At 71.8% G+C, this 21,195-nt stretch carries 20 protein-coding genes; 11 read left to right on the forward strand and 9 right to left on the reverse strand.

Annotated elements, in window-relative coordinates; genetic code table 11:
- Positions 1 to 392 precede the first annotated feature (392 nt).
- From L3078_RS07050 to L3078_RS07065, 4 genes are all read left to right on the forward strand, one after another.
- A complete protein-coding gene (locus L3078_RS07050) occupies positions 393 to 2,450 on the forward strand; it encodes a pectinesterase family protein (protein ID WP_239752109.1) in 2,058 nt (685 codons plus the stop codon).
- Between the two features lie 136 nt (positions 2,451 to 2,586).
- Positions 2,587 to 4,104, forward strand: a complete 1,518-nt coding sequence (locus tag L3078_RS07055) for an alginate lyase family protein (RefSeq protein ID WP_239752110.1) — start codon at positions 2,587 to 2,589, stop codon at positions 4,102 to 4,104.
- A 46-nt stretch (positions 4,105 to 4,150) separates the two neighbouring features.
- Positions 4,151 to 4,525, forward strand: a complete 375-nt coding sequence (locus tag L3078_RS07060) for a DUF779 domain-containing protein (protein WP_239752112.1) — start codon at positions 4,151 to 4,153, stop codon at positions 4,523 to 4,525.
- A 57-nt stretch (positions 4,526 to 4,582) separates the two neighbouring features.
- On the forward strand, positions 4,583 to 5,809 hold the full coding sequence (locus tag L3078_RS07065; RefSeq protein WP_239752115.1) for a phosphodiester glycosidase family protein: 1,227 nt from the start codon (positions 4,583 to 4,585) through the stop codon (positions 5,807 to 5,809).
- Positions 5,810 to 5,950: 141 nt separating this feature from the next.
- On the opposite strand, the gene L3078_RS07070 is transcribed toward L3078_RS07065, so the two are convergent.
- From L3078_RS07070 to L3078_RS07095, 6 genes are all read right to left on the reverse strand, one after another.
- Positions 5,951 to 6,145: a hypothetical protein gene (locus L3078_RS07070; RefSeq protein ID WP_239752117.1), complete on the reverse strand. Its 195-nt coding sequence runs from the start codon at positions 6,143 to 6,145 to the stop codon at positions 5,951 to 5,953.
- A gap of 120 nt (positions 6,146 to 6,265) precedes the next feature.
- Positions 6,266 to 7,135, reverse strand: coding sequence for a phosphatidylinositol-specific phospholipase C/glycerophosphodiester phosphodiesterase family protein (locus L3078_RS07075; RefSeq protein ID WP_239752119.1), 870 nt, complete (start codon positions 7,133 to 7,135; stop codon positions 6,266 to 6,268).
- Between the two features lie 193 nt (positions 7,136 to 7,328).
- The gene (locus L3078_RS07080) at positions 7,329 to 8,432 is read right to left on the reverse strand and encodes an acyl-CoA dehydrogenase family protein (RefSeq protein WP_239752121.1); all 1,104 of its coding nucleotides are present in this window, start codon (positions 8,430 to 8,432) and stop codon (positions 7,329 to 7,331) included.
- A complete protein-coding gene (locus tag L3078_RS07085; protein ID WP_239752124.1) occupies positions 8,429 to 9,613 on the reverse strand; it encodes an acyl-CoA dehydrogenase family protein in 1,185 nt (394 codons plus the stop codon). Before L3078_RS07085 ends, L3078_RS07080 begins: the two co-directional genes overlap by 4 nt.
- Positions 9,610 to 10,587, reverse strand: a complete 978-nt coding sequence (locus L3078_RS07090; protein WP_239752126.1) for an NADPH:quinone oxidoreductase family protein — start codon at positions 10,585 to 10,587, stop codon at positions 9,610 to 9,612. Before L3078_RS07090 ends, L3078_RS07085 begins: the two co-directional genes overlap by 4 nt.
- A gap of 159 nt (positions 10,588 to 10,746) precedes the next feature.
- Entirely contained in the window at positions 10,747 to 11,343 is a 597-nt protein-coding gene (locus tag L3078_RS07095) for a helix-turn-helix domain-containing protein (RefSeq protein ID WP_239752127.1), read from the reverse strand.
- A gap of 78 nt (positions 11,344 to 11,421) precedes the next feature.
- On the opposite strand from L3078_RS07095, the gene L3078_RS07100 reads away from it, so the two are divergent.
- The 5 genes from L3078_RS07100 to L3078_RS07120 all read left to right on the forward strand — a co-directional run bounded on the left by L3078_RS07100 (position 11,422) and on the right by L3078_RS07120 (position 16,268).
- On the forward strand, positions 11,422 to 12,396 hold the full coding sequence (locus tag L3078_RS07100) for an NAD(P)/FAD-dependent oxidoreductase (protein WP_239752130.1): 975 nt from the start codon (positions 11,422 to 11,424) through the stop codon (positions 12,394 to 12,396).
- A gap of 157 nt (positions 12,397 to 12,553) precedes the next feature.
- Entirely contained in the window at positions 12,554 to 14,092 is a 1,539-nt protein-coding gene (locus L3078_RS07105) for an ATP-dependent DNA ligase (RefSeq protein ID WP_239752138.1), read from the forward strand.
- Positions 14,089 to 14,556, forward strand: coding sequence for an NUDIX hydrolase (locus L3078_RS07110; RefSeq protein WP_239752139.1), 468 nt, complete (start codon positions 14,089 to 14,091; stop codon positions 14,554 to 14,556). Before L3078_RS07105 ends, L3078_RS07110 begins: the two co-directional genes overlap by 4 nt.
- A 64-nt stretch (positions 14,557 to 14,620) precedes the next feature.
- Complete coding sequence (locus tag L3078_RS07115; RefSeq protein WP_239752149.1) at positions 14,621 to 16,006, forward strand: NADP-dependent succinic semialdehyde dehydrogenase; 1,386 nt, start codon at positions 14,621 to 14,623, stop codon at positions 16,004 to 16,006.
- Positions 16,007 to 16,031: 25 nt separating this feature from the next.
- Positions 16,032 to 16,268 (forward strand): DUF6213 family protein, encoded by a 237-nt coding sequence (locus L3078_RS07120; RefSeq protein WP_045562964.1) that lies wholly within the window; start codon positions 16,032 to 16,034, stop codon positions 16,266 to 16,268.
- An 88-nt stretch (positions 16,269 to 16,356) separates the two neighbouring features.
- Here L3078_RS07120 and L3078_RS07125 read toward each other — a convergent pair whose 3' ends face one another.
- Both L3078_RS07125 and L3078_RS07130 read right to left on the reverse strand, forming a co-directional pair.
- A complete protein-coding gene (locus tag L3078_RS07125; RefSeq protein ID WP_239752152.1) occupies positions 16,357 to 17,019 on the reverse strand; it encodes a thiaminase II/PqqC family protein in 663 nt (220 codons plus the stop codon).
- Positions 17,020 to 17,100: 81 nt separating this feature from the next.
- Complete coding sequence (locus tag L3078_RS07130) at positions 17,101 to 18,327, reverse strand: acyl-CoA dehydrogenase family protein (protein WP_239752161.1); 1,227 nt, start codon at positions 18,325 to 18,327, stop codon at positions 17,101 to 17,103.
- A gap of 172 nt (positions 18,328 to 18,499) precedes the next feature.
- On the opposite strand from L3078_RS07130, the gene L3078_RS07135 reads away from it, so the two are divergent.
- Positions 18,500 to 19,144, forward strand: coding sequence for a TetR/AcrR family transcriptional regulator (locus L3078_RS07135; RefSeq protein ID WP_239752163.1), 645 nt, complete (start codon positions 18,500 to 18,502; stop codon positions 19,142 to 19,144).
- Between the two features lie 76 nt (positions 19,145 to 19,220).
- On the opposite strand, the gene def is transcribed toward L3078_RS07135, so the two are convergent.
- Positions 19,221 to 19,760: a peptide deformylase gene (def, locus tag L3078_RS07140; RefSeq protein WP_239752173.1), complete on the reverse strand. Its 540-nt coding sequence runs from the start codon at positions 19,758 to 19,760 to the stop codon at positions 19,221 to 19,223.
- Positions 19,761 to 19,912: 152 nt separating this feature from the next.
- Here def and L3078_RS07145 point away from each other — a divergent pair, with 152 nt between their 5' ends.
- Positions 19,913 to 21,151, forward strand: coding sequence for a Mur ligase family protein (locus L3078_RS07145; protein WP_005475362.1), 1,239 nt, complete (start codon positions 19,913 to 19,915; stop codon positions 21,149 to 21,151).
- The last annotated feature ends 44 nt before the right edge of the window (positions 21,152 to 21,195 follow it).

Below are 21,195 nucleotides of genomic sequence, written 5' to 3' on the forward strand. Positions count from 1 at the left end.
GAGCGCGGCACCTCGCTGTGCGACCGGGGTGGAACGTCAGGGGAGAGTGGGATCGCCGCCATCACCGCGATGACGTGCGGCGACTGGCTGACTTTCGCTGGGCGGAGCCAATCGCGTGTGACGCCCGGTAGTCAAGTGAACAACGAAATCGATGTACTGATGTGACAGCCCCGATCTGACCTGCGCACACGTGTCAACGACCGCCGCCGGCCCACACCGAGCGGACTGGACCGTTCCATCCCCAAAGCGAGGGGTCGTTATCGGCCATAGTGCCTTCCGGTCGGAAGTTCCGTTCAGCTGACCGAAATTGGCACCGCACGACGGCAACCTCTCTCCGTCCGGCGGCGACTGCTCGGCTGACGACCCTCCCCCGGACGGAACGGAAGCGACGCGTGAGCGACAACCACGGCAAGGCCCGCCACCGCAGAAGGAAGACGGCGCTCGTGGCCGGTGTCCCCCTGGCCCTGGCCGCCGCCGGGACCATGGCCTACGGCACCGTCTTCGGTGTCTTCGGCGAGGCCGCGCAGCCCCGCGCGGCGGCGGCCACCACCGCCTGGGCCGCCGAGACCGCCGACGGCTTCGCCTCGGTGAACGCGCTGGGCCAGAACGGGACCTACGGCGGCCGGGACGGGAAGACGGTCACCGTGCGGACCCTGGCCGACCTGGAGAAGTACGCGACCGCCGCCGAGCCCTACGTCATCGTCGTGGCCGGGACCATCGACATGAACCCGGTGGGCAAGGAGATCAAGGTCGCCTCCGACAAGACGATCGTCGGCTCCGGCACCTCGGGCCACATCGTGGGCGGCGGCTTCTTCCTCGGCTCCGGCGTGCACAACGTCATCATCCGCAATCTGACGATCCGGGACTCCTACCAGGGCACCTGGAACGACAAGGACCACGACTTCGACGCGATCCAGATGGACGGCGCCCACCACGTCTGGATCGACCACAACGATCTGCGGCACATGGCCGACGGCCTGATCGACAGCCGCAAGGACACCACATACGTCACGGTGTCCTGGAACAAGCTGAGCCAGAACAACAAGACCTTCGGCATCGGCTGGACCACCAACACCACCGCCGACCTGACGATCCACCACAACTGGTTCCGCGAGACCGAGCAGCGCAACCCGTCCACCGACAACGTGGCGCACGCGCACCTGTACAACAACTTCCTGGAGGACGTCTCGGGGACGGACATCACCTCCTCGTACGGCAACTACGCGCGCGGCAACACCAAGATGGTCCTGGAGAACAGCTACTTCCAGGGCATGCGGAACCCCGTCACCAAGGACGCCACGGCCGCCCTGGTGCAGCGCGGCAACGTCTTCTCCGGCACCTCGGGCCGCAACGAGAGCGGCGGCACGGCCTTCGACCCGAAGACGTACTACGGCTACACCCTGGACAAGGCCGCCGACGTGCCCGCCCTCCTGAAGTCCGGTGCGGGCCCCCGGAGTTCCATCGGCACGACGGCGACGACCAAGGCCGCCGCGGCCACCACGCTCACCGTCGCCAAGGACGGCAGCGGCCAGTTCAGCAGTGTGCAGAAGGCCGTCGACGCCGTTCCCGCGAACAACGCCTCGCGGGTGGTGATCTCGGTCGCGCCGGGCACGTACCGCGAGGTCGTCAAGGTCCCGTCCAACAAGCCGCACGTCACCATCCAGGGCTCGGGCGGCAGCCGCAAGGACACCACGATCGTGTACGGCAACGCCGCAGGGATGCAGAAGCCGGACGGCTCCGGCACCTACGGCACCCCCGGCAGCGCCACCGTGTCCATCCAGTCCGACGACTCCCAGGTCCGCAACCTGACCGTCACCAACGACTTCGACGAGGCCGCGAACCAGTCCCTCAACGGGCACCAGGCCGTCGCGCTCCTCACCCAGGCCGACCGGATCGTCCTCGACGGCGTCATCGTCAACGGCGACCAGGACACCCTGGAGATGGAGACCGCCGCCAAGGACAAGCTCGGCCGGGTCTACGTCACCAACTCCTACATCACGGGCAACGTCGACTTCGTCTTCGGCCGGGCCACCGTGGTCGTCGACAAGTCGGTCATCACCCTGAAAAAGCGCTGGAACGGCACCTCCGCCGGGTACATCACCGCCCCCAGCACGCCCGCGAACCGCAAGGGCATCCTGATCAACCGCTCGACCGTCAACGGTGACGTGTCCGCCGCGAGCTTCTTCCTCGGCCGCAACTGGCACCCCGGCGGCGACACCACCGTCGACCCGCAGACCACGGTCCGCAACTCCACCCTGAGCGCCGCGATCAAGTCCACGCCCTGGTCCGACATGGGCGGCTTCTCCTGGAAGGACGACCGCTTCGCCGAGTACAAGAACACCGGCGCGGGCTCCGGCAGCGCGAGCGGTGACCGTCCGCAGCTGACGGACGCCCAGGCCGCCGACCAGGAGGTCGCGGACTGGCTCGGCGGGTGGACCCCGGGCGCCTGACCCCGAGTACGGCGAGAGACGCACCGCCCCGGTTTCTGTTATCCGCCCGGGGCCGGTGCGTCTCCTGTGCGTGGCCGCCCGCGCGGGCCGACGCGGGCACAGCCGCGACCTGTACCCGAGACCCGAGGACCCCCACGTGACTGCACAGATCAGCCGCCGGAGCACGCTGAAGATCGCCGGTATCGCCGCGGGCGCGGCGGGCCTGGGAGTCGGCACGGGCCTGGCGGCGACGCCCGCCTCGGCGGCGGGCGGCGCCTTCGCGCACCCCGGTCTGCTCCACACCACAGCGGACCTGGCCCGGATGGCGGCCAAGGTGAAGGCGGGTGCCCGGCCGTACACGGCGGGCTTCGCGAGGCTGACCGCCAACCCGCACTCCCAGAGCTCCTGGACCCCCCGCCCGGCCGCGACGGTCTACCGGGGCGGCGGGTCCCCGCAGAACTACGCCCAGCTCTACAAGGACATCCACGCCGCCTACCAGAACGCCCTGCGCCATCGCATCACCGGCGAGACCGCGCACGCCGACACCGCCGTGCGGATCCTCAACGCCTGGTCGGCGACGCTGACCAGCGTGCAGGGCAGCGCCGACCGCTTCCTCGCGGCGGGCCTTTACGGCTACCAGTTCGCCAACGCCGCCGAACTCGTCCGCGACCACGGCGACTTCGAGCTGGACCGCTTCAAGACGATGCTGAGCGAGGTCTTCGCCCCGCTCAGCGACGACTTCCTGGTCCGCCACAACGGCGCCGTGATCACCAACTACTGGCCCAACTGGGACCTCGCCAACATGGCCTGCGTCCTGGCCACCGGCATCTTCTGCGACGACAGGGCCCAAGTGGCGCGCGCCGTCGACTACTTCAAGAACGGCGAGGGCCTCGGCGCGGTCAGGAAGGCCATCCCCGTCGTCCACGACGACGGTCTCGGCGAGTGGCTGGAGGCAGGCCGCGATCAGGGCCACGCGCTGCTGGGCGTCGGCCTGATGGGCACCTTCTGCGAGATGGCCTGGAACCAGGGCATCGACCTGTACGGCTACGACGACAACCGCTTCCTCAAGGGCGCCCAGTACGTCGCCAAGTGGGCCATGGGTGGCGAGGTCGCCTACACGGCCAACACCCGCGCGAAGGGCGCGGTGAACGGCTGGTCGGGCAGGGAGACGGCGTCGGACGCGGCCGGTGTCGACCCGAACATGACGCGCCCCATCTGGGCCATGATCGCCAACCACTACACCAGGCGTCGGAACCTCGACGCCTCCTACCTCACCCGCATCGCGGCCAAGGCGGCCCCCGAGGGCGGTGGCGGCGACTACGGTCCCAACAGCGGCGGCTACGACCAACTGGGCTTCGGCACCCTGGCGTTCACCCGGGACCGGGCCACGGCCGCCGAGGCGAGCGCGCCCCCATCGACGTCCACGGACGCGGACTCCGCCACCGGCTCCCGCGCCGGCTCCGGCTCCGGCTCCGGCTCCGGCACGAAGAAGAGCGCGTCGTCCGCCTCCCCCTCCGCGAGCGCCCAGGGCGGCCGCGGCGAGGACCTGGCCGCGACCGGCACCTCCGACTTCCCGGCCTGGACGGCCGCGGGCGGCCTCGCGGCCCTCACCGGCGGCCTCCTCCTGCTGCGCCGCCGCACCCGCACCGGCTCCGGCGGCGGGCGGCAGAGCTGAGGGACGCGCAACGTCCTCGCAACCTGGCGAGGCGTTCACTGCGCCCATGGATGTCGTCCCGCGCGTGCAACTGACCCCCGCGGCCGCCGATCTCGTCCGGCGGCTGCGGGCGGCCCACGGCCCGTTGATGTTCCACCAGTCGGGCGGCTGCTGCGACGGCAGCGCCCCCATGTGCTACCCCGACGGCGAGTTCCGTACGGGGAACTCGGACGTCCTCCTCGCCGAGCTGACCGTCGACGGGGTCGACGAGGCGGTCGGGTTCTGGATGTCCCGCAGCCAGTACGAGGCGTGGCGCCACACCCGGCTCATCGTGGACGTCGTGCCGGGCCGGGGCAGCGGCTTCTCCCTGGAAGCACCCGAAGGGGTGCGTTTTCTGCTCCGTTCACGCGTCGTCGAGGCGGAGCCCCCGCCCGGCCTGTAGTCGTCTGGTGCACTTCCCCTGAGTCCTGGGACATTTGACGAGACATCAGGGGGCACCGTGACACGGCGTGCTCGACGGTTCAGAACGGTACTGACGGTCCTCTCGGCGTGGAGCGTGCTGGCCGGCGCGGCCCTCGTGGGCGCGGCCCCGGCCAGTGGGGCGCCCAGGGCCGTCGCCGTCGCTCCGGGCGTGGAGTACAGCCAGTTCGACATCCGGGCCGCCAAGGGCCTGACGCACGCCCATGTGCTGAGCGTCGACCTGAGCCATCCCCAGGTGGGCGTCGGGCTGCTGTACCCGGGGAAGGTGGCCTCGCGCGCGACCGTGTCCCGGCTGGCCGACGCGGCGGGCGCAGTGGCCGGGGTCAACGGCGACTTCTTCAACATCACCGAGACCCAGCACCCCGGCGTCGCGGCCACCGGAGCGCCGGTCGGCCCGGCGATCGCCGCCGGGCACGCGCTCAAGGCCGCCGTGCCGAAGGGCCAGCGCTTCGGTCCTGCCCTGCCGCCGGGTACCGCCACCACGGACGTGCTGGGCGTCACCACCGACGGTACGGCCCGCCTCGACAGCATCGCCCTCGACGGTTCCGTCACCACCGCCGAGGGCGACCTCCCGCTCCGCGGCCTCAACCAGTACGCCCTGCCGGTCGGTTCGGTGGGGGCGTTCACCTCGGACTGGGGCAGCGTCTCCCGACTGCGCGCCGTCTGCGGCACGGACACCGACCGGGCCGCGCCGTGCAGCACCGACACGCACGAGGTGCTGGTCGAGGACGGCCGCGTGGTCGGTACGGCGGGCACCCCCGGCAGCGGTGCGATCGCGGCCGGCGCGACCGTGCTGGTCGGCCGCGAGGCGGGCGCCCAGCAGCTGCGCAAGCTCGCCCCCGGTGACACGGTCGAGGTACGGCACCTCCTCGTCTCCTCGACGGGCACGCCGTACGCGTTCGCGCTCGGCGGCTACCCGGTCCTGCGGGGCGGCCAACCGCTGCCCGGCCTCGACGGCACGACCTCGGCGGTCCGCACGGCCGCGGGTGTCGCCGACGGTGGCCGCCGCCTGCTGCTGCTCGCCCTGGACGGTGCCGCGGCCTACCGCACGGGGCTGACCATCGCCGAAGTCGCCGCCACGATGCGGGGCTTGGGCGCGGTCGACGCGTTCAGCCTGGACGGCGGCGGCTCCTCCACACTCGTGGCCCGCGCCCCGGGGTCGACCACGGTCACAGTCCGCAACCACCCGACCGACGGCACGGAACGAGCCGTCCCGAACGGCATCGGAGTCTTCACCAAGGCGTGATGGTTGCCCGCGCCCCGTGGCTTTTCAGGCCCGCAGGGCCTGGGCTTTCAGGGGCGCGGGGAACTGCGCGAGAAGCCCCACCGGAGCCGCACCCGCCGACGCACCCGCACCCCCCACCCCCTCAGGCGCCCCGGCCTCACCTCACGGCTTCACACTGCTCACGATGTCCGCCGTGGCCGTCAGCCCGTTGTGCACCGTCGGCGCCAGACTCGTGCCGGCCATCGAGAACCCCAGCAGCACACAGACCGCGGCGTGCGTGAACTTCAGCGCGCCGCTCCGCAGGAAGACCACCGTCAGGATCATCAGCAACACCACCACAGAGATGGAAACGGCCATCGTCAACCTCCTCCGCCACGCCCACTTCGCGGCATTCGGCCGCAAGTGTGGCGTAGCGGAGGGTTCGTCCGTGCGGCGGACGTGTCCGCCGAACGAGTGGTGTGGCCGGCCTGACCGCGGCTACGCCACCGCGCGGCCGTCCAGGAACGCTTCGAGCCCCGCGAGGTCGTCCGTGTTGAGGTGGTCGACCCCGGCCGCGAGAAGTTCGCCCCACAGCGCGTCCCGGCCCGGCCCCGCCTGGTCGGGCGTCGCCCAGAACCGCACCCTCTGCCCGCGCCCGTGCACCGTCGAGACGATCTTCCGGAGCTTGGCGCGCTCGGCGTCCGGGAACGGGCCGACGCCCTGCCAGGTGAAGTTCAGCAGCCAGTTGTCGGAGATCAGCGGGATGAAGGAGGCGGGCGCGGGCGTCGTGGACACGAGGTCGGCGAGCCTCCCGTCGTAGAAGGCGCGCCGCACGGTCTGCGCCTCCATGGGCACCCGGGCGGCCCGGTCCCCGGAGATCACGGCCGTGACCGCGCCCGGGTGGACCCGGCCGTGCGCGTACGTGGTGAACAGGTGGCGGTAGCGCCGCAGATGGCGGTCGAGTTCGCGGTAGGTGGAGGCGCCCTCGGTCTTGATGTCGATGAGCAACTGCAGCGGTCTGCGGTGTCCCCGGTACACCGAGCCGTGGTGGGCCCGGACGCGGGCGGCGAGCGGGTCCAGGTAGAGGGCTTCGAGGGTGCGGGCGGGGTCGAGGTCGGCCGGGTCGTGGGCGACGAGGAGCTGGTCGCCGACGAGGAAGATGTCGGCCTCGACGCTGCCGAAGCGGTGGTCGAGGGCGTCGAGGAGGGGCCGCGGGTGCTCGTAGTCGTTGTGCGCGTGGGCCCGCCACAACGGGCGCGGCCGGTGCTTGCGTTCGTCGGCCGACGCGCGCGTGGCGGGCAGGGCGACGGCGCCCGTGAGGGCGGCGCCGAGGGTGGTGAGGGCTCTGCGACGGGTGGTGAGGGCCATGCTCTGCCTCCCGGGTGGGCCGGTTGCGGACCCAGCGAGTATGCGAGCCGGAAGGGGCCGATGAGCAGGTCCGTGCGGGGAGTTGGCCGGACCGCCGTCGTGCGTTCACCCGTGTTCACCGGGGCCGCCGGGCGCACACGGAAAAGCCCGCCCCAGGTGGGGCGGGCTTTCCTCGCGCTTCTCCCGGTGTACGTCAGGGGGCCTGGAGGTCCACCAGTTCGGCCAGGGCGGCCCGGTGGGCGCCCGCCGTGCCGTACGCGATCGAGTCGGCCTTCGCCCGCTTCAGATACAGGTGGACCGGGTGTTCCCAGGTCATGCCGATCCCGCCGTGCAGTTGCAGCGCCTCCTCGGCCGCGTGGACGGCCACGGGCGCCGCGAAGGCCTGGGCGACGGCCACCGCGAGGTCGGCGTCGTCGCCGCCGGTGGCGAGCTGGTCGGCCGCGTTCCGGGCGGCGGCCCGCAGGTTGACGACCTCCAGCCACAGCTGCGCGAGGCGGTGCTTGAGCGCCTGGAAGCCGCCGACCGGCCGGTTGAACTGCTTGCGCTCCTTGAGGTAGCGGACCGTCTCGGTCAACGTCCATTCGGCGAGACCGAGTTGCTCGGAGGCCAGCAGGCCCGCCCCGGCCCGCAGGGCGCGGCGTACGGCGGGCTCGGCGTCCCCGAGGAGCCGGCCCGGCGCGCCGTCGAGCGTGACCTTCGCCAGCGGCCGGGTCAGGTCCAGGGACACCTGCGGGGTGACGGTCACGGCGGAGGCGTCGACGGCGTAGAGGCCGCCGTCGTCGGCGGGCACCAGCAGCACATCGGCGACGGCCGCGTCCGCGATGCCGGTCAGCTCCCCGTGCAGGGCGCCGTCCTCGAACCGTACGACCTTGTAGGCGGTCCCCGCGGAGACGTTCAGGGCGACGGCCAGGGCCCCGATCCTGCGCCCCGACGCCAGGTCGGCGAGCAGCTCGCCGTCGTCGGCGGCCAGCAGCGCCTCCGTGGCGACGACGGCGCTGGTGAGGTACGGAACGGGGGCGACGAACCGCCCCAACTCCTCCAGGACGACGGCGGCTTCGCGGGGCGTGGCGCCCTGGCCGCCCAGCTCCTCGGGGACGAGCAGCCCGGCGAGGCCCATGCCGTCGGCGAGCAGCTTCCACAGTTCACGGTCGTGCGGGGCGTCCGACTCGACGCGGGCGATGACGCCGGCCGCGTCGCAGTGGTCGGTCAGCAGGTCGCGGACGGCGGCGCGGAGGGCTTCCTCGTCCTCCGAGTACAGCAGGTCGGGCTCGGCGCGCCGGTTCGGCTGGGTGCTCATCGGGCGAGGTCCTTCCACGCGACGTCCTTGTCGGTCCGCGGCTCGCCGGGCAGGCCCAGGACGCGCTCGGCGACGATGTTCAGCAGGACCTCGGTGGTCCCGCCCTCGATGCTGTTGCCCTTGGAGCGGAGGTAGCGGTAACCGGCGTCGCGGCCGACGAAGTCGACCAGTTCGGGGCGGCGCATGGTCCAGTCGTCGTACAACAGGCCTTCCTCGCCCCGGAGTTCGACCTCCAGGCCGCTGATCTCCTGGTTGAGGCGAGCGAAGGCGAGCTTCATGCCGGCGCCCTCGGGGCCGGGCTGTCCGGCGACGAGCTGCTGGCGCAGCCGTTCGGCGGTGAGCCGGGCGGCCTCGGCCTCGACCCAGAGCTTCAGCAGCCGCTGGTGGAGGTCGTGGGTGCGCAGCTCCGGGCGCTCGCGCCAGGTCCTGGCGACCGGGCCGATCATGCCGCCCTCGCGGGGCAGCCGCATGCCGCCGATGGCGACGCGTTCGTTGTTGAGGGTGGTCTGCGCGACCTTCCAGCCGTCGCCGACGTCACCGAGACGACGGGCGTCCGGGATGCGGACGTCGGTGATGAACACCTCATTGAACTCGGCCTCGCCGGTGACCTGCCGCAGCGGCCTGACCTCGACTCCGGGGTCGGTCATGTCGCAGATGAAGTAGGTGATGCCCCGGTGCTTGGGCACGTCCGGGTCGGTGCGGGCGATGAGGATGGCCCAGCGGGCGACGTGGGCGCTGGACGTCCACACCTTCTGCCCGTTGACCACCCAGTCGCCGTCGCCCTCGCGGACGGCCCGGGTGCCGAGGGCGGCGAGGTCCGAACCGGCGCCGGGCTCGCTGAAGAGCTGGCACCAGACCTCCTCACCGGTCCACAGCGGGCGCAGGAACCGCCGCTTCTGCTCCTCGGTGCCGTAGGCGAGGATCGTCGGCGCGGCCATGCCGAGGCCGATGCCGATCCGACGCGGGTCGTTGTCGGGGGCGCCCTCCGCCTCCAGGTCGGCGTCCACCACGGCCTGGAGGGAGCGCGGGGCGCCGAGGCCGCCGAGGCCCTCGGGATAGTGCACCCAGGCGAGCCCGGCGTCGAAGCGGGCCCTCAGGAAGTCCAGCTTGTCGGTGGTGGCGGGCGGGTGTGCGGCCAGCAACTCGGCCGTGCGGCGCCTGAGGTCGGCTGCGTCGGTCATGCGGCGGCTCCGTTCTCCAGCGAGGGCACCACGACGACCCGGCCCGTGGTCACGCCGTCGGCGACGCGCTGCACGGCGGCGGCCGCCCCGTCGAGCGGCGCGCGCTCGCTCACCAGCGGCTTGACGACGCCCCGGGCCGCCAGCTCGGTGAGCTGCTCGTGGCAGTGCTGGACCAGCTTCGGGTTCTTGGTGTTGTACAGACCCCAGTGCAGGCCGAGGATCGAGTAGTTCTTGACGAGGGCGTGGTTGAGGCCGGGGCTGGGGATCGTCCCGCTGGCGAAGCCGACGACCACGATGCGCCCTTCGAAGGCGACGACCTTGGTCGACTGCGTGTAGGCATCGCCGCCCACGGGGTCGTAGATCACATCCGCGCCCCGGCCCCCGGTGGCTTCCTTCACGGCGGAGACGACGTCCTCGCTCCGCCGGTCGATCACCACGTCACAGCCCAGTTCGCGGGCCACGGCGGCCTTGTCGGCGCCGCCGACGACACCGATGACCGTCGCTCCGGCCGCCTTGCCGAGCTGCACCGCCGCGCTGCCGACCCCTCCGGCGGCAGCGTGGACGAGCAGGGTCTCCCCCGCTTCGAGGCGGGCCCGGCGGTGGAGGCCGAACCAGCCCGTCTGGTAGCCGATGTGCAGGGCCGAGGCCTCGGCGTCGTCCAGCGACTCCGGCGCGGGCAGCAGGGCGGCGGCGTCGGCGACCGCGTACTCGGCGAGACCGCCGTACGGCAGCGCCGGGGTGGCGAGGACCCGGCGGCCGTCCTCCGTCTCCCCGCAGATCTCCACGCCCGGGGTGAACGGCAGCGGCGGCCGCACCTGGTAGTGCCCCCGGCACATCAGCACATCGGGGAAGTTGATGTTCGCGGCGCGCACCTTCAGCAGGACCTGGCCGTCGCCGGGCGTGGGCCGCTCCACGTCCTGGAGCCGCATCACCTCGCTCGGCTCGCCGTTCTCGTGCACTTGCCATGCCTGCATGCGGTGCCTCCACGGACTGCTTCGGACTGTTTCGTCGGACCCGGGCCCGACCGCCGCATGCATACTAAGCGGTCGCTTGCCATCCGGGGAACAGCCGGGAACGAGTAGCGTGCGTCACGACCGCGCGCCTCGCTGCCGCGTACGCGATGACCGCGTGCGTCACGACCGGGCCGGCCGGGCCCGCACATGCATCCGCTCCCCCTGCGGCCCGAACAGACTGAGGAACTCCACCGGCCCCTCCCCCGTCGACCCGAACCAGTGCGGCACCCGGGTGTCGAACTCGGCGGCCTCCCCGGCCACCATCACCACATCATGTTCGCCGAGCACGACGCGGAGTTTCCCGGACATCACGTAAAGCCATTCGTAGCCCTCATGGCTGCGCGGCTCCGGCTCCTGCTTCGACTGCGGGATGAGCACCTTGAAGGCCTGGAGCCCGCCCGGCTGCCGGGTGAGCGGCCAGTACGTCCGCCCGTGCCGCTGGATCGGCTTCGACCGCACCCGGGGATCACCCACCGGCGGCTCCCCGATCAACTCGTCCAGCGGCACCTGGTGGGCCCGCGCGATCGGCAGCAGCAGCTCCAGGCTGGGCTTGCGCAGCCCCGACTCCAGCCGCGACAGCGTGCTCACCGAGATCCCGGTCGCCTGGGACAGCCCGGCGAGCGTCGCCTCCCGCTCCTTGCGGATCCGCCGCAGCCGCGGCCCGACCCCGGCGAGCACCTCGTCCGTGCCGCCCGCCACCTCACCCGTGTCACTCATCCCGCCATTGCAGTTTCGGCAAAGACATTTGTCAATACGGCAGCGCCCGCGCGACCGTCGGTCGTGGAGGTGGTCACCATGACCGAGCACGACGAAATGACCGAGCAGGACGAAGTGACCGAACAGTACGAAGTGATCGTCATCGGCGGCGGCGCGGCGGGGCTCTCCGCCGCCCTGGTCCTGGGCCGGGCCCGGCGCCGCACCCTGGTCGTCGACGCGGGCGAGCCCCGCAACGCGCCCGCCGCGCACATGCAGGGCTTCCTGTCGCGGGACGGAATGTCCCCGGCGGAGTTTCTGGCGATCGGCCGTGCGGAGATCGCCCGCTACGGCGTGGAACTGGTCCGGGGCCGGGCGGTCGATGTGACCCGGGAGGACGACGGCCGGAGCCTCACCGTCGCCCTCGCCGACGGCCGGACCGTGCGCGCCCGTCGCCTGGTCGTCGCCACGGGCCTGAAGGACGAACTCCCGGCCGTCCCCGGCGTCGCCGAACGCTTCGGCCGGGACGTCCTGCACTGCCCCTACTGCCACGGCTGGGAGGTCCGCGGCCAGCCCTTCGGCGTGCTCGCGACGTCCCCGATGAGCGTCCACCAGGCCCTGATGGTCTCCCAGTGGTCCAAGGACGTGACCCTGTTCCTGCACGAGGTCCCCGAGAGCGACCTCTCCGATGAGGACCTGCGCCGCCTCGCGGCAGCCGGGGTCTCGGTGGTCCCCGGCGAGGTCGCGGGCCTGACGGTGGAGGACGACCGCCTCACCGGCGTCAGGCTCGCCGACGGCACGACCCACGCCCGCTCGGTGCTCTTCACCGCGCCCCGACCCCTCCCGCAGACCGGCCTGCTGGAGAAACTGGGCGCCGACCTGAACGAGACCCCCTTCGGCGCCTACCCCGTCGTCGACCCGACCGGCCGGACCACGGTCCCCGAGGTCTGGGCCGCAGGCAACGCGATGGGCTTCTCCGAACAAGTGATCAACGCAGCCTCCTCGGGCTACCGAGCAGGCGCGACCATCAACGGAGACCTCCTGATGACGGACCTGGACGCGGCGACGCGGGCGTAGAGCCTTCGGCAGAACCGGGCGGACGCGGGATCGGCCCGAAGGGCCACCCAGGGGCGCGGGGAACTGCGCGACAAGCCACGACCCACCCGCACCCGCCCACGAACCCGCACCCCCACCCCAATAGGCGCCCGGCCAAACTCCGTAGGACCATGGCTCCATGCTCTTCGCCCGGCTGGCCCGCGTGTCGCAAGAGATCGCCGCCACCTCGGCCCGGTCCCGCAAGACCACCCTGCTCGCCGACCTCTTCCGCGACGCCGACGCGGCGGACGTCCCGATCGTCATCCCGTACCTCGCGGGCCGACTGCCCCAGGGCAGACTCGGTATCGGCTGGAAGGTCCTGGACCAGCACATCCCGCCGGCCGGCACCCCCACCCTCACGGTCCGCGAGGTCGACGCCCGGCTGACGGTGATCGGCGCGGTCACCGGAACCGGTTCGCAGGCCGAACGAAGGCGCCTGGTCGGCGAGTTGCTGGCCGCGGCCACCGAGGACGAGCAGCGCTACCTGTTCGGCCTGCTCACCGGGGAGGTCCGCCAGGGCGCCCTGGACGCCCTCGCCGTGGAGGGGCTGGCCGGCGCCACCGGCGCCCCCGCCACCGACGTACGGCGGGCGGTGATGCTGGCCGGCTCGCTCCAGACCGTGGCCCAGGCCCTGCTGGCGGAGGGCGCGTCGGCGCTCGACGCGTTCCGGCTCACCGTGGGGCGGCCCGTCCAGCCGATGCTGGCGCACAGCGCGTCCTCCGTCGCGGAGGCCGTGGCCAAGCTGGGCGTGTGCGCGGTCGAGGAGAAGCTCGACGGCATCCGCGTCCAGGTCCACCGCGCCGGCGACCACGTACGCCTCTACACCCGCACCCTGGACGACATCACCGACCGGCTGCCCGAACTCACCGCCGCCGCAATGGAGTTGCGGGGCGAACGGTTCATCCTCGACGGAGAGGTGATCGCGTTCGACGAGACCGGCCGCCCCCGCTCCTTCCAGGAGACCGCCGGACGGGTCGGCTCCCGACTGGACGTGGCGACGGCCGCCGCGCAGATCCCCGTCTCGCCGGTCTTCTTCGACGCCCTGTCCGTGGACGGGCAGGACCTCCTCGACCTGCCCTTCACCGACCGCCACACCGAACTGGCCCGCCTCGTCCCCGAACCGATGCGCGTCCGCCGCACCCTGGTGAACGGCCCCGGCGACCTCGCCGAGGCGGAGGACTTCCTCGCCGCCACCCTGGAACGCGGCCACGAGGGAGTCGTGCTCAAAGCCCTCGACGCCCCCTACAGCGCGGGCCGGCGCGGGGCGTCCTGGCTGAAGGTCAAGCCCGTGCACACCCTCGATCTGGTGGTCCTGGCCGCCGAGTGGGGCCACGGCCGCCGCACGGGCAGGCTCTCCAACCTCCATCTCGGCGCCCGCACCGCCGACAGTTCCTTCGCCATGCTCGGCAAGACCTTCAAGGGCATGACCGACGCCCTGCTGGCCTGGCAGACGGAGCGGCTGACGGAGCTGGCCGTGGAGGAGCACCGGTGGGGCGTGACCGTACGCCCCGAACTCGTCGTCGAGATCGCCTACGACGGCCTGCAGCGCTCCACCCGCTACCCGGCCGGCGTCACCCTCCGCTTCGCCCGCGTGATCCGCTATCGCGAGGACAAGACCCCCGCGGAAGCCGATACGGTCGAGGCCCTGCTCGCCGCACACCCCGAGGTGACCCGTTGACCACACCCAAGCGCAGTGCCGGCCTGCTGCTCCACCGCCGCACCGAGCACGGCGTCGAGGTGCTGCTCGGCCATATGGGCGGCCCGTTCTTCGCGCACAAGGACGCGGGCGCGTGGAGCGTGCCCAAGGGCGAGTACGAGCCGGACGAGCCCGCCTGGGACGCGGCCCGCCGGGAGTTCCAGGAGGAGCTGGGGCTGACGCCGCCCGACGGGGAGGCGGTACCGCTGGGCGAGGTGCGGCAGAAGAACGGCAAGATCGTCACGGCCTGGGCGATCGAGGCGGACCTCGACCCGGCGACCGTCGTCCCGGGCACCTTCCGTATGGAGTGGCCGCCCAGGTCCGGGCAGCTCCAGGAGTTCCCGGAGCTGGACCGGGTGGAGTGGCTCACCGTCGAGCGGGCGCGGGCCGTGATCGTCCCGGCGCAGGCGGAGTTTCTCGACCGTCTCCTGGAGCACTCGGACTGAGTCCGCGTTGCGGCGTGCGCCGTCGCGCGGGAAGGTCGAAGGACAGCCCACGCAGGAGGCCAGCATGCCCATCGCCACGGTCAACCCGGCGAACGGCGAGACCCTGAAGACGTACGACGCCCTGGGCGAGGAGGAGATCGAGCACCGCCTCGCCACCGCCGACGCCACGTTCCGCGCCTACCGGACCACCTCCTTCGCGGAACGCGCCCGGCTGCTGCGCCGGGCCGCCGACCTCCTCGACGAGGACACCGAGGACGTCGCACGGACGATGACCACGGAGATGGGCAAGCCCGTCAAGCAGGCCCGCGCCGAGGCGGCCAAGTGCGCGAAGGCCATGCGCTGGTACGCCGACCACGCCGAGGTGCTGCTCACCGACGTGGAGCCGTCCGACGCGGACGTGAAGGACTCGGGCGCCTCCCGGGTCCTGGTCCGCTACCGGCCGCTCGGCCCGGTCCTCGCCGTGATGCCGTGGAACTTCCCGCTCTGGCAGGTGATCCGCTTCGCCGCGCCCGCCCTGATGGCCGGCAACGTGGGCCTGCTGAAGCACGCCTCCAACGTGCCGCAGACCGCGCTCTACCTGGAGGACCTCTTCCGCCGGGCGGGCTTCCCCGAGGGCTGCTTCCAGACGCTGCTCGTCGGCTCCGGCGCCGTCGAGGACATCCTGCGCGATCCCCGGGTGAAGGCCGCCACCCTCACCGGCAGCGAGCCCGCGGGCCGGGCCGTCGCCTCGGTCGCCGGGGACGAGGTCAAGAAGACCGTCCTGGAACTGGGCGGCAGCGACCCGTACGTGGTGATGCCGTCCGCCGACATCGAGAAGGCGGCGCAGACCGCCGTGACGGCCCGGGTGCAGAACACCGGCCAGTCGTGCATCGCCGCCAAGCGGTTCATCGTCCACGCCGACGTGTACGACGCCTTCGCCGAGCGATTCGTCGAGGCGATGCGGGCGTTGAAGGTCGGCGATCCCCTGGACGAGGACACCGATGTCGGCCCGCTCTCCAGCGAGCGGGGCCGCGAGGACCTGGAGGAGCTGGTCGACGAGGCCGTGGAGAGCGGCGCCACCGTCCTGTGCGGCGCCGAACGGCCCGACGGGCCCGGCTGGTTCTACCCGCCGACCGTCCTCGCCGACATCACCCCCGAGATGCGGGTCCACCAGGAGGAGACCTTCGGCCCGGTGGCCACGCTGTACCGGGTCGCCGACCTCGACGAAGCGATCGCGATCGCCAACGACACGCCCTTCGGGCTCAGCTCCAACGTGTGGACCCGGGACACCGCCGAGGTCGACCGCTTCGTCCGGGACCTCGACGCCGGCGCGGTCTACGTCAACGGGATGACCGCCTCCCACCCGGCGTTCCCGTTCGGCGGGGTCAAGCGGTCCGGATACGGGCGTGAGCTGTCCGGACACGGAATCCGGGAGTTCTGCAACATCACCACGGTATGGCACGGGGCGTGAGCGTTCCGCGGCTACCATCCCCGTTGTGAACCGCGAAGTGACTCTGCCTCTGATCGTCGACGACCGCGGGACCCTCCAGGTGTCTGCGGCCGATGTGAGCAAGCTGCTGCGGACGGTGGGCGGGCGCTGGCTGCACCTGGTGGAGGCGGGTGAGGAGCTCGACGAGGACACGGTGGCGGCCCTGACGATCGAACTGGCGAAGCTGGCGGACCGGATCGACGTGGCGTGCATCGCGCACAGCAGCGGCGGCGCCTCCGGCTGAGGGCCGGTTCGCCCACGCCCCGTAGCCCCCACGTCGGTACGCGCCTGCGGGCGCGTCGTGGCTTGTCGCGCAGTTCCCCGCGCCCCTTTCAGGGGCGCGCCGGCGTCGTCCAGAACATCGACTCGTAGCTCTGGAGCAGTCGGCCGTAGCCGTGGGCCGCCTCCTCGTCGATGCGACCGGCGTCCAGCCCGGCCTGTACCGCCTCCCTGGCCCTCTCCTCCAGTTCCGGGGCCGGCTCGGCGAAGAAGTCGAAGAAGCCGCAGGCCTCGTCGGTGAAGGTGTAGTGCTCGCGGAGGGCTTTCGCGATCTTCGCGCAATAGCCGCCCCAGGAAGCGAAGTTGGCGCTCAGGGCGAGCACCACGTCGGCCGGGGCCGCGCCCAGCGCGAGCCGGGCGACGTACGACGGATAGGCCTGGCAGCCGGGCAGCGGCTCATACGCCGCCGCACTCTCCTGGTCCACCCCGCACGCCGCGACGAACGCCCCGAGCCGCTGAGCCGCCACCGCCTCCCCTTCCGCGAGCATCTCGAAGAACGGCGCACAGGCCGGCTCCTCGGCGGCCGACCGCTCGGCCAGGTGGCGGAAGGAGCGCAGGTCCGCGGCGATGACGAGCCGCTGCTCCAGCCCGAGCACGGCCAGCGTGCCGACCTCGGCGGCACCGGAGTCGATCAGGGGCAGCAGGGGGTTGGCGCTCGGATCGGGCGCGAGCCTCGCGGTGATCGCTTCCAGCACTTCTCCGGCCGTACGCGTCATCAAGCACTCCCGTCGGGTTCACCTGTCGTCACCGCTGATCAGCAGCCCGCAGCCCGACCGACACCGTCACACCCCACGGCGCTACCGGATCGGCATCCCCGACACCGTCCGGGCGATCACCAGCCGCTGCACCTCACTCGTACCCTCGAAGATGGTGTAAATAGCAGCGTCCCGGTGCATCCGCTCGACCGGGTACTCCCGCGTGTACCCGTTGCCGCCCAGGATCTGAATAGCCTGCGCCGTCACCTTCTTCGCCGTCTCGCTGGCGAAGAGCTTCGACTGGGACCCCTCGGCCGCCGTGAACTGCTTGCCGTTGATCGCCATCCAGGACGCCCGCCACACCAGCAGCCGCGCCGCGTCGACGGAGGTCCGCATGTCCGCGAGCTGGAACGCGACGCCCTGGTTGTCGATGATGGGCCGGCCGAACTGCTCGCGGGTCTTGGCGTAGTCGAGGGCGACCTCGTACGCGGCCCGCGCGGTGCCCACCGCCATGGCGCCGACGGCCGGGCGGGAGGCCTCGAACGTGGCCATCGCCGCGTTCTTCACACGCTCACCGCCGGCCTTGGCCCGCTCCCGGGCCCGCGCCAGGCGCTCGTCGAGCTTCTCCTTGCCGCCGAGGAGGCAGGAGCCGGGGATCCGTACGTCCTCCAGGACTACCTCGGCGGTGTGGGAGGCGCGGATGCCGTGCTTCTTGAACTTCTGCCCCTGGGACAGGCCGGGCGTGTTCGGCGGGACGATGAAGGACGCGTGGCCCTTGGAGCCGAGCTCGGGGTCGACGACGGCGACCACGACGTGGACGTTGGCGATGCCGCCGTTGGTGGCCCAGGTCTTGGTGCCGTTGAGGACCCACTCGTCCTTGGCCTCGTCGTACACCGCGCGGGTGCGCATGGAGGCGACGTCGGAACCGGCGTCGGGCTCGGAGGAGCAGAACGCGGCGACCTTGACATCGCCCGCGTCACCGTACATCTGGGGGATCCAGGTGCCGATCTGCTCCTCGGTGCCGTTGGCGAGGACGCCCACGGCGGCGAGGCCGGTGCCGACGATGGACAGGGCGATGCCCGCGTCCCCCCAGAACAGCTCCTCCATGGCCATGGGGATGCCGAGGCCGGTGGGGTCGAAGTACTGCTGGGCGTAGAAGTCGAGGGAGTAGATGCCGACCTTGGCGGCCTCCTGGATCACCGGCCAGGGGGTCTCCTCGCGCTCGTCCCACTCGGCGGCCGCGGGGCGGATCACATCGGCGGCGAATCCGTGGAGCCAGTCGCGGACCTCTCGCTGTTCCTCGTTGAGTTCCATGGTGAACTCGGCCATGACGCGCCTCCAGCACTGCACTAAGATGTTACCTGCGGTAACTGGAGTCTGTTACCGGTCGGTAGGAAAAGTCAACTCCCGGGGCGAGCTCGGTAGCCCGTTCGATCCGGTCGTGCCAATCAGTGTTAGTTTGCGCAGGGCGTCACGTCATCAGTATTTGGGGGAGAGACTCATGGACACCACGCAGCGGACCGACCAGGAGCGGTCCGCCGACCGCCGTCGGCGCGAGCTGCTGGAGGCCGCGGACCGAGTCGTGCTCCGCGACGGCCCCGGAGCGTCGATGAACGCCATCGCCGCCGAGGCCGGCATCACCAAGCCGATCCTGTATCGCCACTTCGGCGACAAGGGCGGACTCTACGCCGCCCTCGCCCAGCGTCACACCGACGCCCTCCTCGACTCCCTGCGGGCCGCGCTGGACGCCCCGGCGGAGCGCCGCGAACGCGTCGAGGCGACCCTCGACACCTACCTGGCGGCCATCGAGGCCCGCCCCCAGGTGTACCGCTTCCTCATGCACCCCGCCGAGGGCGGCCAGCCCGGCGACCAGGGCTTCGACGTCGGCAAGCACTCGGCCCCCCTCCTGCGCCGCATGGGCGAAGAACTCGGCACCGTCATAGAGGACCGACTCGACCTCGGCCCCGACAGCCGCCAACTGGCACGTGTCTGGGGCCACGGCATCGTCGGCATGATGCACGCGGCGGGCGACTGGTGGCTCGGCGAACAACCCCTCACCCGCGCCGAGTTGGTCCGCAGCCTCGCAGACCTCCTCTGGGGCCGCCTGGCAGCAGCGGGCGACAAGGTCGGCGGCCCGGGCTTCTAGAGGGTTCCGTTCGCGCCCCGTCAGGGGCGCGGGGAACTGCGCGAGAAGCCCCACCGACCCGCACCCGCCGACGAACTCAAGCCCCCCACGACGCCCGGGCGGCCTTCCGTAGCACCCGCCGCCGACGCCACCCCGACAGCCGGTCCACATAAACCCGGCCCTCAAGATGGTCGCACTCGTGCTGCAGGCACCGCGCGAAGAACCCGCTCCCCGACACCCGCACCCGATCCCCGTCCACCGTGAACCCCTCCACCACGGCCTCGTCGTACCGCTCCACCCCGGCCTCCAAGCCGGGCAGCGACAGACAACCCTCGGGCCCCCGCAGTACGATTCCCCCGGTCGAGACGAGCCGGGGATTCACCACATGACCGAGATGACGTACGTCCTCGTCGTCCGGACAGTCGTACACGAACACCCGGAGCCCCCGGCCCACCTGGTTCGCGGCGAGCCCCACCCCCCGCGCGTCGTACATCGTCGCGAACATGTCCTCCACAAGCCGCGCCAGTTCGGGCCCGAACTCCGTCACCTCTTCACAAGGGGCCTGCAATACGGGGTCCCCGAGCAGTGTCATGGGGAGAACGCGCCCTCGGGCGCCGGGAATCGAGCCGCTTCGCATGGCCGCAAGAGTACGTTCGGACCCGATATCGCCGGTCCGGCCGGTGATACGGCCCCGTCGGGATTCGGGCGCGTGAGTGGATCTCGATAGGCTTTGGTCCACACGTTGCCGGGACTGGGCGCGGCGCTGTACGCAAGGAGGATCGAGAACTGATGGCAGGCAACTCGGACCCGCTCACGCCGCGGGCCAAGCTGGCCGTGACGGCGGGCAAGGCGGTCGCGGCGGCATCGCGTGCCGCGGGACGCGGTAGCGGATCTGTGATCGGCGGCCGGGTGGCACTGAAACTCGACCCCGACCTCCTCGCCCGGCTCGCACAGAGCCTGGACGTCGTCCTGGTCTCCGCCACCAACGGCAAGACCACCACGACCCGACTGATCGCCGAGGCGCTGCGGGCCGCGGGCCCCGTCGTCTCGAACGCGCTCGGCGCCAACATGCCCGCGGGCATCACCTCGGCCCTCGCCGGGAACTCGGACGCCAAGTTCGCGGTGATCGAGGTCGACGAGAAGTACCTCGCCGGTGTCGCGCGGGACACCGACCCCAAGTGCATCGCGCTGCTCAACCTCTCCCGCGACCAGCTCGACCGCGCCGCCGAGACCCGCATGATGGCGGAGGCGTGGCGGGAGGGCCTGGCCGGCACCAAGGCCGTCGTCGTGGCCAACTGCGACGACCCGCTGATCGTGTGGGCGGCCTCGTCGTCCCCGAACGTGATCTGGGTCGCGGTCGGCCAGATGTGGAAGGACGACGCCTGGTCCTGCCCGTCCTGCGGCGGTGTGATGCAGCGCCCCGGCGACGACTGGTTCTGCGGCGAGTGCGGTTTCCGCCGCCCCACCCCGAGCTGGGCGCTCTCCGGCGACCACGTCCTGGACCCGCACGGTTCGGCCTGGCCGATCCATCTGCAGCTGCCGGGCCGCGCCAACAAGGCCAACGCCGCCTCCTCGGCCGCCACCGCAGCCGTCTTCGGTGTGCCGCCGCAGGTCGCCCTGGAACGCATGTACCAGGTACAGGCGGTCGCCGGACGGTACGACGTGGTCCAGTTCATGCAGCGCGATCTGCGGCTGCTGCTCGCCAAGAACCCGGCGGGCTGGCTGGAGACGTTCTCGCTGATCGACCCGCCGCCGTCGCCGGTGATCCTCTCGGTGAACGCGCGCGGCGCCGACGGCACCGACACCTCCTGGCTGTGGGACGTGGACTACACCCGGCTCACCGGCCACCCGATCTTCGTGCTCGGCGACCGCAAGCTGGACCTCGCGGTGCGTCTGGAAGTCGCCAATCAGCACTTCCAGGTCTGCGACACCCTCGACCAGGCGGTGCAGATGTGCCCGCCGGGCCGGATCGAGGTCATCGCGAACTACACCGCGTTCCAGGACCTGCGCCGCCGCGTGGGCAACTGAGCGTCCGGCCACGAACGACCATGAACGACTCTGAGGGGCACTGA

This window comes from Streptomyces deccanensis (genome assembly GCF_022385335.1).
GTDB classification, from domain to species: Bacteria; Actinomycetota; Actinomycetes; order Streptomycetales; family Streptomycetaceae; genus Streptomyces; species Streptomyces deccanensis.

Excerpts from the sequence above, each read along its gene's own strand:
- L3078_RS07060 (WP_239752112.1), top strand. The coding sequence starts at position 4,151 with ATGGATGTCGTCCCGCGCGTGCAACTGACCCCCGCGGCCGCCGATCTC.
- L3078_RS07070 (WP_239752117.1), bottom strand. The coding sequence starts at position 6,145 with ATGGCCGTTTCCATCTCTGTGGTGGTGTTGCTGATGATCCTGACGGTG.
- L3078_RS07075 (WP_239752119.1), bottom strand. The coding sequence starts at position 7,135 with ATGGCCCTCACCACCCGTCGCAGAGCCCTCACCACCCTCGGCGCCGCC.
- L3078_RS07080 (WP_239752121.1), bottom strand. The coding sequence starts at position 8,432 with ATGAGCACCCAGCCGAACCGGCGCGCCGAGCCCGACCTGCTGTACTCG.
- L3078_RS07085 (WP_239752124.1), bottom strand. The coding sequence starts at position 9,613 with ATGACCGACGCAGCCGACCTCAGGCGCCGCACGGCCGAGTTGCTGGCC.
- L3078_RS07090 (WP_239752126.1), bottom strand. The coding sequence starts at position 10,587 with ATGCAGGCATGGCAAGTGCACGAGAACGGCGAGCCGAGCGAGGTGATG.
- L3078_RS07095 (WP_239752127.1), bottom strand. The coding sequence starts at position 11,343 with ATGAGTGACACGGGTGAGGTGGCGGGCGGCACGGACGAGGTGCTCGCC.
- L3078_RS07100 (WP_239752130.1), top strand. The coding sequence starts at position 11,422 with ATGACCGAGCACGACGAAATGACCGAGCAGGACGAAGTGACCGAACAG.
- L3078_RS07105 (WP_239752138.1), top strand. The coding sequence starts at position 12,554 with ATGCTCTTCGCCCGGCTGGCCCGCGTGTCGCAAGAGATCGCCGCCACC.
- L3078_RS07115 (WP_239752149.1), top strand. The coding sequence starts at position 14,621 with ATGCCCATCGCCACGGTCAACCCGGCGAACGGCGAGACCCTGAAGACG.
- L3078_RS07125 (WP_239752152.1), bottom strand. The coding sequence starts at position 17,019 with ATGACGCGTACGGCCGGAGAAGTGCTGGAAGCGATCACCGCGAGGCTC.
- L3078_RS07130 (WP_239752161.1), bottom strand. The coding sequence starts at position 18,327 with ATGGCCGAGTTCACCATGGAACTCAACGAGGAACAGCGAGAGGTCCGC.
- L3078_RS07135 (WP_239752163.1), top strand. The coding sequence starts at position 18,500 with ATGGACACCACGCAGCGGACCGACCAGGAGCGGTCCGCCGACCGCCGT.
- def (WP_239752173.1), bottom strand. The coding sequence starts at position 19,760 with ATGCGAAGCGGCTCGATTCCCGGCGCCCGAGGGCGCGTTCTCCCCATG.
- L3078_RS07145 (WP_005475362.1), top strand. The coding sequence starts at position 19,913 with ATGGCAGGCAACTCGGACCCGCTCACGCCGCGGGCCAAGCTGGCCGTG.